The following is a 13368-nucleotide window of genomic DNA, read 5'->3' as shown; positions in this document are numbered from 1 at the left end:
CCAAAAAACGCCTGAAAATTAAGTGTGCGTGTCCACACACTGGTCAGTTCGAGATGGTGGGCATTAGGCAAAAGTTGCAATAAAAATAAACATAGATGGATGTTTTAAACAAGGAGGTCGTTATGCGACGGTTTAAGTCTCTTCATTTGGCAATGCTGACATTGGGTAGTGTATGCCTAAATTCTGCCTATGCGTCCTCCGAAGGTTTGCAGAGTCTGAGTGATAGTGAGATGTCTGCTACAACAGGGCAGGCATTGATGAGCCTATCCTATATTTCTCCAAATGATACGAATAGTAACACTAGTTATAACGGTAATATGGGTTTTTATCGGTTAGCTTTAGATGCACAGCTTGAGCTTAATGCGAATATAAAGAAGCTGCAGCTTGGTTGTGGAGGGGTTAATGGTGCTGGAGCTTGTGATATTGATATTGATTATTTGAGTTTGAGTGGTGGCACTGTAGATAGTACTCGAGATGAGCGAGCTTCTACTTCTGCCATCATTACAAACCCTTTTTTAGAGTTTGCTATAAAAAATCCAGATTCAGCATCTACTCGTGAAATCCAAGGATTTCGATTAAGTGTAAAATCACTAGATGGACTATTGACCTTTGGCTTAGAAAATGGAGATGCCGCTACAGGAATCAATTCTTTGAGTGGTTATATGGTGACAAAACCTACAACGGGTACAGTGACTACTAATCCTTTTTATGGTATTACCCAAGCAGAAACAAATACTGCTATTACAGGTCGAGCTACAGTCATTGGAAATGGGTTCACTGCACCATTTACATCTAACTCGTATAATTTGAATTTGGGTGCAGGATCGGGTAGCTTAACAATGGGACAACAAACGATCACTGGTAAGCGAATTTCTTCTGTGAACTTATTGGCAGATGCAACGGTAAGCGGAATTCCTATTAGTGGTACAATGAATGCAACTGCCTCCCTGCTGGGTATACCTGTCGCAATCGCTGGTGATGTCAATGGAACAGTAAATAATTTAAGTGTAAAGGCAACTATTAATCAAAGTCTAGGTTACTTTCACGCAGCACAATTAAATGGTTCTGCGGGCTATTTAGGTGTGCAGGGGGTAAATATTATGTGGCCAGACGCAGCATCAGTAGCACAAACAGGTTGGTGGCTAGAACTTACAGACCCAATTGATATTGGGCAGATTACACCTTCGGGCAATGTTGAAATTGCGATGCCAACTATTGTAGAGGCCTTGGGTAAAGTGAGTGAATATTTAAACCAAGATGGTAACGCTGTGGAGTGTGGTTTTTTAGCAACTAGCTGTTTGGCTGGTACGCTAAATGTTGGTCCTGTCGATTTAGCAGGTGCAACGCCAGCGTCAATGACATTAACGAATATTGTATTACAGAAGCAAACTTTTGCGCCTAACTGTTATGGCACATTAAAGTTTTGCTAAGATTGAGATTTGATCATATTCTAGCCTTAAGTTAGGCGGGAAATTCTGATTTGTCCCTTGTAAGGTGAAAAGGAATAGATCACCTAGAAAAAACAAGGATTATGAAAGAAAAAATAAATATGGTGCAAAGCATCGTGTAAACAGGAAAGTCAAGATGACTACACTTAATTATACGGTAAGGTTTAAAAAAACCGTTTTAGCAAGCTTGGTTGGTTTTTGTTCAAGCCAATTTAGCTTTGCATTTGAGGAATTGTCTGATGCTAGTTTGAGTAATACAACTGGTGAAGGCATTGCAATTTTACCACAAAATACTTACATGGTTTTTCGTGGAGCTGGTCCGAATGAGACTATAACTCAAATTTTGACTGACAGAAGTAAAGATACGGGATATATCAACTATATGCCTGTGGGACCTCTGAGCTTAGCTGCCGCTGACACTAGTGGGAACGGTACGATTGGTGCGGAAGACCATGCAGTAGGTAAAGCAGATTTGTTTTTATACGGTTTAGCTCTATCTAAATCGGATGGTAATGCAAATACTCGTATTGCAACATCAGAGTCTGCAGCTACGATCTCTAGTTGGGGAACGGTGGCTAATCCTTGGGTGCTTAAAGCTCAAACAAATAATAACGTTCCGAATTTTAATAAATCGGACAATTCTGTTTATCCTGTAACTTATTTGTCCTTAGAGGCGCCGTTATACCAACCAGATATAGATGGTACTGAAGGCTCAGATGCTTATAATTTGAAATTAGGTGTATGGGCAGATGCTTTTGTTAGAAATCCTAATGTAAGTAGTACTATTACTGATGGTTCTCAATTTCAATATGGCTCTACAAGTGGAATGATTGGAACAATTGACCCTAGTCGAGCAAACCGACTGCGATTGCAAGGCGTTATCAATGGATTTAGTGTAAATGGTAGTCAGTTAAGTTTTTTTCAGACATTAAACGGTGCGACAGCAACAGATGGAATGAGTCCTTTTTATAATAATACATTGGGGATGTCTGGCTTAATACGTTTGAATACAGGAAACAGTCAAAATACTTCAATAATTACTGAAAACGTAACGAATTCGAGTCAAACTTATGCCAATGGTGGTACTAATGATGGATGGCAAGTGGTTCATGCTGGAGCAAACTCGACATTAAGCACATCAACGACAGGCGACTGTAATAATACATCTAGTACATCTGCATTAGGTGTTGGTGCTGGATGTCGATATTATGTTGAAAAGAGAACTCGTACTGATTCCATTACATCTAATAAGACGCGAAGTAATTTTAATGATACTAGTAAGGTGCTGAGATTAAGTACTAGAGAGACTTCAGACTCTCCAAACCGAGCAAATAATTTATACACGCCAGCCCTAGATTCTACAAATCCTATTGCACCAAATTTTTCAGATAATGAAGGGTTATATTTATATTACCCAAATATTAATTTAGTTTTAGGTAATCTTTATCAACCTGTTATATTAGGCTCAGATGAAAAAAACTTTAGCATAGAGTTAACCCGTGTTACAAATAAGCCTGCAATATATAAAAAGATTTATACAGATTATTTTAATACAAATAATGGTTATGAAGGTTCGACTTGTAATGTTTATCAGTGCGATAACGCAACACATAGTAGCATTAGTATTGGTACCGCTTATAGTCCTGATGGTGGAAAGACATTATTAGCTGATAAAAGTGAAGGAGCTGTTGGTGTTTCATTTGGTCGGGTTATTTCAACAGCAACTCAGGTTTCTGGTGCAACAGCTGGTTCAATGGTTAATTTAGCAAACACGGTATCAGGGACTCGCTCAACAACAATGACGGAAGTGCGTTATAAACAACGACAACAGAATGTTGAGTCTTGGAGACAGGAGTATAGTTGTGGAGCTCTTTGGGGAAGCTGTTCTGCTACCCCAGGATACTTATATCAATGGGAATACAATCAAGGTAGCGGGAATTGGGTGATTATTGATCCACGAGTCAAGCCAAATGATGCGGCAACTTGTTCAGGTGGAATCGCTGGATGTACTAAAACTTCTGGTACTACGCCAATGTATGGAACTATAGCAAATCGGAATTGGGCTAATTCTTCTGCTTGGCTAACTGCCAAGAATGAGACACTTGATGGATTTATTGGTGCAGGAAATGGAACAACTGGTTATGTTATGCCTTCTACGAATCAGGCGCCAGCTTTGGCAAATATAGGTCCATTAAATAACCTCGGTTCTGCTGTGATTGATGGTGTATTGATTCAACATCTCAAGCTAACAACGAAAGGTTTATAAGGAGACTGTGATGATAAAACATATTACCATTACTCTTTTATCTCTTGTTACTAGTGTGGCTTATGCTGATCTTGAATCTTTAGATAATCTTGAGCTTCAATCTATTCAAGGTCAGGCTGGCACTGATATCTCTCTATTGATGTCACTTAATCATACAAATACTTATCAGTTTGATGATGGTATTGGTGGAGTTTGTGATAAATCCGCTGCCAATAATACAGGATTAGGTTATTGTCATTTCGCTTTATCAATTAATAAGCGTTTTGTAAAAAATGGCTTGGCAGTTAGTGATCCAACGCAGGCTAATCCAGCGAATCGATTATGGTTAGTTTTCAAAGGTATACAAGGAACTATTAATTTACAGAAAATGGGCTTAGATGGAGTTGATCTAGTTTATAAAACAGATGGAACAAATAGTTTTGATAAAATAAAACCTGCGATGCAATTTAGCTTTGATGCGAGTTTACCTATTTTAATTCGTAATTTAGGTTTTAATGCTTTATCCATTGAGCAAGATAATTTTACAAGTTACATAGATGCGACTGGAAAAGTAGTTGAAAATGTAACTGGCTCAACTCCTGCACAAGATTATGGTTATTTAAAAGCAACTACTTATACTTCAGCGACTGCTCCGAACTCAACTTATGATGTTGGTAAGGAAACTGGTTTTATGGGGTTGAAAATGAATGGTAATTTAGCATTGCAAGGTAATATTAAGATGTTTAGTTGTGATAGTAGTCATCCCCGTTGTTAATCTGAATATGAAACAAATTTCAAAGGATTGAAGAGATGAAGAAAAATAAGAAGATGACAGGTTTTGTAATGACGACTTTGGCAGTAAGTCTAATGTTAGCGAGCCATAGTGCATTCGCTTTACAAAGTTTAGATGACCGTGCTTTGAGAAGTGTAAATGGTCAAGATGGTATTTCTATTAATACCAGTTTTGATGAGGTAAATGTCAAGCAATTATATTGGGAAGATAATGCAGGACGTGGAAGTGCAGGGGCAACCAACGATCAATTGAGAGCAGTTGCTGAGGGCTTCAAGATTACTCAAAGTAACTCTAGTTCACTAACACCAGGTACAAGTTATAAGATTAATGGTGGAAGTCATGCTGATGGTAAAGTCGGTTTAGATTTGAGCATTTCCACGAATCCCTCATTAATCACAATTGATAATTTTAAGGTGTGTGATACTGAAGCAAGTCAAAATTGTAATGCCCCAATTGGGAATATGGCTATTCAAACGAGTTCAGTGATTGATATCGATTTCAAAACTCGCGATGGATTATTTAGTAAAACAGGACAGTCTACGCTTAAACTAGGAATCAATAATGCCAATGTATATTTAGGGCAAACTGATGTTAATGATGAGTTAAACCAGTTAATTCTAAAAAATCTTAACTCGCAGATTCAAATCCCAAGTGCAACACATTTGTAATTAGTTGAAAAAGTTAGGTGTATTCATAGAATCATTAGACTTTTTCAACTCGCAATTGGAAAGCACACAATGAAGAAATACACCCAACTTTCTCAAGATGAAAGATACGAAATTTATGCTACTTTGAAAAGTAAAAGTTCAATCGCTACCCTTGCTCGGGAGTTAGGACGTTCACGATCAACCATCTACCGTGAATTAAAAAGAAATACTGGGCAACGTGGATATAGAGCTCAACAGGCAGCTAAATTTGCAAGTCAAAGACGGTACCGTCCTTCATCATCAATGACAGCATTTGCCTTCGCTTATATTGATTATTTGATTGGTTTGGACTGGTCACCCGAACAAATTTCAGGTGCTTTAACACAACGCGGTTGGCTGGATGTACCTTCACATGAGTGGATTTACCAGTACATTTATCAAGATAAATCAAAAGGTGGTAAACTTCATCTACACTTAAGGCATCAGAAGAAATATCGAAAACGCGGTTACAAAAACACGGATCGTAGGGGTCAAATCATTGATAAAACAAGTATTCACTGCCGAGACCAGGTCATTGATCAACGACAACGTTTAGGAGATTTCGAAGGTGACACGGTGATTGGTAAACATCATAAAGGTGCTTTATTGACTCTCGTTGATCGAAAGAGCCTGTATGTACATATTGTTCATTTAGGGCCAACGAGAGCATCCTCTCAAACGATTACTTGTGCACTAGATCGTTTACAAATGAGCCATGCTTATAGTGTGACATTTGATAATGGCAAAGAATTTTCCGAACACAAAAGAATTACTGATGCTGGCATAGAGACGTATTTTGCTGATCCTTACAAGTCTATTCAGCGAGCTAGAAATGAAAATACGAATGGTTTAATCCGTCAATATCTGCCAAAATCATCATCGTTTGATGACGTGTCAAAGGAACAAATAGAGCAGATAGAATTTGCACTCAACCATCGTCCTAGAAAAACCCTAGGTTGGTATACACCGAGTGAAGTTATGGCTGGTTTTTATACTGTTGCACTTGCCGCTTGAATCCGCCACTTTAATTTTCTTGGTAAGGGCGTCATGTTTATTGATGCTGTAGAAGGCTTTAAATTACAAACTAATGCGGATGGTGTTAGTAAAGCTGGGTTAGCAACCGCACCTAGTTCGACACATGGCTATGTTGATTTTATCCGTGCACCAGATGCGGCAGCTAGTAGTCTTATTGCAGGTAGTTATACCGACCTCACTAATGCGGGGTTAAATCTTGAGTTTATGCTCAATAAAAATGTTAGTAAAACAGATCCATATGCAATTAATCAATTGACAAAAAGTCCACAAGGCGCAGCTGGTTTAATTCGTGTCGGTGCCAGTGGTCGTATGGTTAATGGCTATTTACAGTTGCGCGGTATAAGTAGTGAGGGGAAAGGTAACCCCGTATATGGTACAAGTTATGGTCATCCAGATGGCACGAACATTCTAGGTGAGGCTAAAAGTGGTAGTAACGTCATTGGCAATACTGGCATTGGTTTTAGAATGGGGGCGGACTTTACTATAGATAATGATTCAATGTTGGGTAGTGATGGAAAAGCAACCACTCTAGAAATTGGTGGAGCTGGACTAAATACTTATGGCTTTGAGTTTGGTAATTTAACTGGATTACAACAGGGAACACGTGGTTCTTTTAATAGCGGTGATGTTTATATAAATCTTGCAGACACCAAGTCAGTTTTTTTACCAGCAAACTATGCTTTCCAAACGAGCCGGTTTGGTGACAACAGTACACTGACAACAGATGCTGATTATATTCAGAATATCCATACGGGAGCAAGTACAGCAAACCCTTATAGTTTACTTGTCGCTGTTCGCGGAGCTGAATTCCAAGCATTATCAAAACGTGGACGTTTTACCAATAGTGCAAGAACCAATGATGCTTTTGGACAAAGCGTTCCTAATATTGCTGAGCATAATAATAATCAATGGGGGCTGGCATTGCCTTTTTATGGTTTAAACGCAAATATGGCAATGTTTGGAACGACTGTTGATGCGAGTAAAGTTTATTATTATCAGCAGGGTAATACTCAAGGTATTGCAGTTGGTACAGGACAGACTCCACGTTTGGGCTTCTCACTGGCAATGAACACATATGGTATTGATCGAGATCCAGTGAATAATACGAAACTGGGGAATAAAACAACCTCTATTTTAGTTATCGATGGTGCTACAGATTATTACATGGGACTACGTAACATTGATATGCTCCTAAAAGGAACGGGTAGTATTGGTGTTGAAAAAGGAAGCATGAATGTTAGTCTTGAAGATATGTTAATTGTGATGGCTGCTGAAGTTGCTGCAGGATATTTACCTGGCGCAACTTATCAAAGCTGTATCACTAATCCTATATTGGCTTGTAGTAATAAAAGTTTTGCTCCTAATAATAATTTTGCAAATGAAGATGATGTTCTATTTGGTTTGAACCTGCGTTTAGGTGGAAATATGAATCTTTCACTGATTCCAAACAGTGAATATAAAGCTGATGGCACAGGAAACCGTCTTAATATTGTGGGAGATTTTCAGCTAACAGGTGATAAAAATACCATACAAATTAGTGACCCAATTGATAAGTCAACTGTTGGCTTGGATAACATTACTGGTAAAGTTGCATTTGATAATGCAATTGTGATCGAACCTAAAGCTGGTCAGAATGGTGCTGAAGGGGTGGTTAGTTTTAATACAGATCTTACTTTTAACCCTCAACGTACTACTGAAGGCGTTTTAAGAATTCGTGATATAAATTTATATCCACCAGAAACTGGAAAAGGAGCACGTTTGGGTGAAATGGCAATTACGGGCGGTCGTTTGAGTAGCCAATTTAGTATTATGCCCCGTAATTAAGGGCTCATCTCATCTGAAAAGGATTGAGGAATATAAAAATTGTGTTACTTTGGTGTGAGTATTTTTTAAACACTTGTCTACGGATTAGGGCAATGAATAAGAAACTAGGATATGTGTCATTGTTGTTATTAAGCCCATTTACAATGGCAATGCAACCAATGGATGACCAAAGCTTGTCATTAGCAACAGGACAAGATGGGTTAAGTATTACGATAAATACAGATCTTGAATTTAAACAGATTGCTATGATTGATAAAGATGGTTTGTCTTATACAGGGCATACCGATCCAGATAATTACACTAATAAAGCAGGTCTAGTTGTTGCAGGTGTTGCGGGAACAGCTGCGCAGAATGTTAAGGTATCTGGTTTATCTGCTGGATCTTCAACACAACTAGGATTAAAGGCTGTGATTGATACGGATCGTGGTACTGGTTTAAATGGTGCATTTGCAAATATTGCTTTATCTTTTGATGGTGTAGATGGAATTCGTATTTCCCCATTTTCAATTTATGCAGCGCCAAGTACAGCGCTTTCAACATTAATTGCAGATGTTTATACAACTAACTCAATGTTTGGGTCAGGTAATATTCCGAAAACAAATGTTAAAGAAATTTTACGCTCAAATAGTAATATCGATATCGCTTTTGATCCAAATAATAAGCCAAACTTTAACATCCAATTAGGAGCAGCTCCCCAAAATCGGATGGTATTATTTGGTGGCGGAATTAATTCTATTTGTGGCGCTGGAACGGGTTGTAATATGATACTCGTATCAGACTATGCAACTGCAGGAGATGCGTCAACAGCGCCAGTCGGTGCCAGTTTTGATTTGCAGTTAACAGGCCATGAGGGTAATGCTTTTGCATTAAATGGTTTTTATGCCGGTATTGAAAATACGGGTTTAGTTTTTGGCAATACTGGTGAAAGCAGCAAATTTGATTTGAAGTTGAATAATGTAACTTTAGGTACTGCGGGGCAGAGTGCGACGGGAACATTCCATGCATTACCGAATGCATCCATTGGAAATGTTGGTATAACAGGCGCTTCAGTGACCAATCTAAGAGTTAATGTTGGTGGAATGTAGCTCAATTGCATAAAGTTTACCTGTAAAAAAAGAGCGGTATGGATCCGCTCTTTTTTATAGGCAGAGGTTTAATTGGTATGATTTAGGCAGACCAAAATCTGTTCCAATTGTTTCATTCGCTTTACTTGTCCCCAAAGTTCTTGTGCCTCAGGGTATGCCTTGGTCATCATACCTAACCATTGTTTATAACGACCAATCATGCCAATTTCAGTTTTAAATTGACCACTTAAAAAACGATGTTGTAATTCAACCAAATCTTGCCAACTTAATAAAGCATAATCAACATTTTGGCGGATACACTGGGTTAAATCTGGGGTGGTCACAGCACCACGACCAATCATAAGATCTGTACAGTGAGATTGGGTCAGACATGCCTTAGCATCAGTATTGTTCCAAATTTCACCATTGGCAATCACATTGATTTTTAATGCTTCAGTGATCGGTTGGATTTTTTCCCAATATGCGGGCGGAGTATAACCATCGGCTTTGGTTCTTGCATGTACGGTTAACCAACTAGCACCTGCATCTTCAATGGCATGAGCATTTTCCATCGTATGATTTTCATCCAGATAACCTAAACGCATTTTGGCTGAAACAGGGATGTGAGAAGGTACAGCGTCACGTACTGCTTTTACTAATAAATGAACAGTTTCAGGTTCATCGAGTAGCACTGAACCACCACGATGGCGGTTGACCGTTTTGGCTGGACAACCAAAATTAAGATCAATTGCTGGCGCGCCAAGTTCAACAACTTTAGCTGCATTCGCTGCCAGCATATCGGGATTATTTCCTAGAAACTGAACGTGGACAGGTGTACCCGCAGCAGTTTTGCCATCCGTTCGTAGTTCAGGACAAAAGTTATAATAAATATGGTCTGGTAGAATACTGTCAGTAATACGAATAAACTCGGTCACGCACCAATCAAAGCTGCCCACATGAGTGAGAACATCACGCATGATTGGATCAGTTAGACCTTCCATTGGGGCAAGTACAAGTTTCACGGTGGTTACCTAGTTAAGCGAAAACAGCGTTATACGCATTTTTTAGTGAGATGTCTAGGCTATGATAATGTGTTCTAAATAAGCTGATGTTGAGTGTTTACTGAAAAATTAATCCATAAATTGTCATCATCAAAGTTTTGCACATAGAGATTAATTTTTTGCTGAGGATACATATTTGTTGACCCTAGAATAAATTTGCAATCTTTGTAACTAACTAGACCAAAAAAGATTTCATTAAATTTAACAATAACCCCTTGAGGGTAAAAACAAACAATTTCAGAGTCAACATTTTGATTGATCTGAAATTTAGTCTTTAATTCATTCCATGCATTTAAATATTGAGATGTAGATTTATTCCAAAAATTTAAAAATTCTTCCTTTGTTGAAACAGATAATTCTTCTAAATTTTCTGAAAAGCTTCCCTCTGGGAGAAAAAAATTGGATTGTTCATTTATAAAAGAGGTATTTAAAATTATCGATGACGTGATACAAACTGCTCGTAAGCAGTAATATTCCTGATCTAGTTCATATAGTACTATTGTTCCATCTATATCTGTATTTTTATAATAAGTATTATACATACATGATGAGTCCATTTAAAAAAGTTTCTATCAACGTCCTAAGATCATTTCGAGTACAAATTTACTGCCAATAAAACCAATCGCGAGCAAGATAAAACCTGTAATTGTAAAACGAATCGCTTTGCGTCCACGCCAACCAAATTTGTAATGTCCAATCAACAAAGCACCATATAAAAACCACGAAATAATGCTAAACGCAGTTTTATGCGCAAGGTGTTGGGCAAAGAAATTATCAATGGTAAAGAAGCCAAATAATAAGGCGGCAGTGAGTAGAGCAAATCCTGTAATAATTAAATCAAAGAGTAATGATTCCATCACTTGGAAGGGAGGGAGTAAGTTGACCCAAATCCGTTTTTTTTGCTTCTTTTTTAGTTCTCTGTCTTGGAACCACAGGAGAACGGCATGAATAGTTGCCATTAAAAGTACAGCATAAGCTGAAAGTGATAAGATAATATGTAGATCTAATCCAAGACTATGCAACTCAATAAATTGATTTGGCTTGCTATATACAAATCCTAGAATTAAACCAAATGCAGCAACGGGCGTACCGATCAGATTTAAAGGTAAAACGGGGCGAATCAGGCTAAGGATTAAACTCAAGGTGAGCATAAGCCCTGAGGTGAACGAGATAAGGTTAAATACATCATAGTTGATGCCCATTGGTGTCATCATGTCTTGATAGAGAACTACACCGTGTAATAACAGTCCTAAACCAACGAGAAGACCGTAACACCAAAGATTTGGTGTACGTTTTGACATTAGACGAATAAACAAATACCAAAAAGAACTGGTATAAGCCACAAGTGCCAAAATTGTGTAAACCAAGGGGAGACTGATCATGTCAAACCTTTTTTAGGGGGATGAATAATATTCACCATATAAGATATAAATTCGCTGCGAACTACAGTATCCTATAGCATCTTATGCATAAATTTTCTATTTTAAGAAAGATTTTTTTGCAACTAGCCATTTTAAGCGGATTTCGCAATGTTTGATACCTTAACAGAACGACTCACACAGAGTTTAAGAAATGTTACTGGCTCAGGGCAGCTGACCGAAGACAATATTAAAGATACCCTACGTGAAGTACGTATGGCACTTCTTGAAGCCGATGTGGCGTTACCTGTAACTCGTGAATTTATCGCGAAGGTGAAGGAAGAAGCACTCGGTCAAGAGGTCATGACACAGCTTTCTCCTGGTCAGGCATTTGTAAAAATTGTCTATGATGAACTCACCAAGATGATGGGTGAGGCAAATGAAACTTTAGATTTAAGTGCTAAGCCTCCTGTCGTTGTACTCCTTGCAGGTTTGCAAGGTGCGGGTAAAACCACAACCGCAGCAAAATTGGCACGCTTCTTAAAAGAACGCCAAAAGAAAAAAGTAATGACGGTTTCTGCTGACGTGTATCGTCCAGCAGCGATCAAGCAGTTAGAAACCGTATCGAATGAAGTCGGTGTTGGTTTTATTCCATCACAAGCATCTGAAAGACCAATTGATATTGTAAATCGCGCGATTGAACAAGCTAAAATCCAGTTTGCTGATGTTTTAATTGTCGATACCGCAGGACGTCTGCATGTCGATGAAGACATGATGGATGAGATTAAAGAATTACATGCTGCGGTGAAACCGACCGAAACTTTATTCGTTGTCGATGCAATGACAGGTCAGGATGCGGCTAACACAGCAAAAGCGTTTAACGATGCTCTGGCTTTAACGGGCGTGATTCTTACCAAAACGGATGGTGATGCACGTGGTGGTGCTGCACTTTCTGTTCGTGCGATTACAGGTAAACCGATCAAGTTCTTAGGTATCGGTGAAAAACTAGATGCACTTGAGCCATTCCATCCAGATCGTGTTGCACAACGTATCTTGGGTATGGGTGACGTACTTTCTTTGGTCGAAGAAGTTGAACGCAAAATCGACAAAGAAAAAGCCGAAAAAATGGCGAAAAAACTGCAAAAAGGCGGAACTTTCAATTTTGAAGATATGCTGATGCAGTTTGAGCAAATGAGCAAGATGGGCGGTATGATGGGCTTTCTGGACAAGCTACCAGGTATGAGCAATTCGGGCATTCAGGATGCGATTGCACAAGCAAACCCTGAAAAGCAGGTCAAGCGTATGGAAGCCATTATCCAGTCTATGACGGTTAAAGAGCGCCGTAATCCAGACCTAATCAATGCCAGCCGTAAAAAGCGTATTGCCGCAGGTTGCGGTATGGATGTTGCCGAAGTGAATAAACTGATGAAGCAACAGGCGCAAATGGCAAAAATGATGAAGAAGTTTGCCAATCCATCGGGTATGAGCAAAATGTTGAAATCACTTGGCAATATGCAGAAACAGTTTGGTGGTGGCAATATGGGACCATTATTTGGCAACAATGAGCCAAAGAAATAATCGTTTTCAGTTTTGAAAAGGCGCTTAAGGCGCCTTTTTATTTTTTAGTTTAAATCAATAAATGTATCAATTTAATACAAAAAATCAACATTAGATAAAATCCCAACATAAGAGTATTGGTGCTAAATATTTGTTTTATATTGAAAAATATTGTTAATTATGTCGCATTTTTCTAAAAATAAAGTGTTTATCATACATTGTGAACATGCCGATCCAGACCAGCATTGGTGTGGCTGGCTGGAAGAATAACTTAAAAATCTGAATATGGCTTAAGCG

At 38.5% G+C, this 13368-nt stretch carries 9 protein-coding genes and 2 pseudogenes; 8 read left to right on the top strand and 3 right to left on the bottom strand.

The window, feature by feature from the left end:
* The first annotated feature begins 122 nt into the window (after window positions 1–122).
* The 7 genes and pseudogenes from F973_RS11385 to F973_RS11355 all read left to right on the top strand — a co-directional run bounded on the left by F973_RS11385 (window position 123) and on the right by F973_RS11355 (window position 9116).
* Window positions 123–1430, top strand: coding sequence for a hypothetical protein (locus tag F973_RS11385; protein ID WP_004761886.1), 1308 nt, complete (start codon window positions 123–125; stop codon window positions 1428–1430).
* 154 nt (window positions 1431–1584) lie between these two features.
* On the top strand, window positions 1585–3714 hold the full coding sequence (locus tag F973_RS11380; RefSeq protein WP_004761885.1) for a hypothetical protein: 2130 nt from the start codon (window positions 1585–1587) through the stop codon (window positions 3712–3714).
* 10 nt (window positions 3715–3724) lie between these two features.
* Window positions 3725–4468 carry a hypothetical protein gene (locus F973_RS11375; protein ID WP_004761884.1) on the top strand — a complete coding sequence of 248 codons (744 nt, stop codon included), beginning with the start codon at window positions 3725–3727 and terminating at the stop codon, window positions 4466–4468.
* 35 nt (window positions 4469–4503) lie between these two features.
* Window positions 4504–5118, top strand: a pseudogene (locus F973_RS11370) (DUF6160 family protein); the annotation flags it as partial.
* Window positions 5119–5223: 105 nt separating this feature from the next.
* On the top strand, window positions 5224–6186 hold the full coding sequence (locus F973_RS11365; protein WP_004682288.1) for an IS30 family transposase: 963 nt from the start codon (window positions 5224–5226) through the stop codon (window positions 6184–6186).
* A gap of 6 nt (window positions 6187–6192) precedes the next feature.
* Window positions 6193–8031, top strand: a pseudogene (locus F973_RS11360) (heme utilization protein); the annotation flags it as partial.
* 92 nt (window positions 8032–8123) lie between these two features.
* On the top strand, window positions 8124–9116 hold the full coding sequence (locus tag F973_RS11355) for a DUF6160 family protein (protein WP_004761879.1): 993 nt from the start codon (window positions 8124–8126) through the stop codon (window positions 9114–9116).
* Between the two features lie 68 nt (window positions 9117–9184).
* Here F973_RS11355 and F973_RS11350 read toward each other — a convergent pair whose 3' ends face one another.
* The 3 genes from F973_RS11350 to F973_RS11340 all read right to left on the bottom strand — a co-directional run bounded on the left by F973_RS11350 (window position 9185) and on the right by F973_RS11340 (window position 11538).
* On the bottom strand, window positions 9185–10117 hold the full coding sequence (locus F973_RS11350; RefSeq protein ID WP_004761877.1) for a tRNA dihydrouridine synthase: 933 nt from the start codon (window positions 10115–10117) through the stop codon (window positions 9185–9187).
* A 74-nt stretch (window positions 10118–10191) separates the two neighbouring features.
* On the bottom strand, window positions 10192–10698 hold the full coding sequence (locus tag F973_RS11345) for a hypothetical protein (protein WP_004761876.1): 507 nt from the start codon (window positions 10696–10698) through the stop codon (window positions 10192–10194).
* 30 nt (window positions 10699–10728) lie between these two features.
* Entirely contained in the window at window positions 10729–11538 is an 810-nt protein-coding gene (locus F973_RS11340) for a cytochrome C assembly family protein (RefSeq protein ID WP_004761875.1), read from the bottom strand.
* Window positions 11539–11685: 147 nt separating this feature from the next.
* On the opposite strand from F973_RS11340, the gene ffh reads away from it, so the two are divergent.
* Window positions 11686–13092 (top strand): signal recognition particle protein, encoded by a 1407-nt coding sequence (gene ffh / locus F973_RS11335; RefSeq protein WP_004761873.1) that lies wholly within the window; start codon window positions 11686–11688, stop codon window positions 13090–13092.
* Window positions 13093–13368: the final 276 nt, after the last annotated feature.

Origin of the sequence: Acinetobacter sp. CIP 102129 (assembly GCF_000368305.1) — a bacterium.
Taxonomy (GTDB): Bacteria; Pseudomonadota; Gammaproteobacteria; order Pseudomonadales; family Moraxellaceae; genus Acinetobacter; species Acinetobacter parvus.
This window is presented reverse-complemented; position numbering and strand designations above follow the sequence as displayed.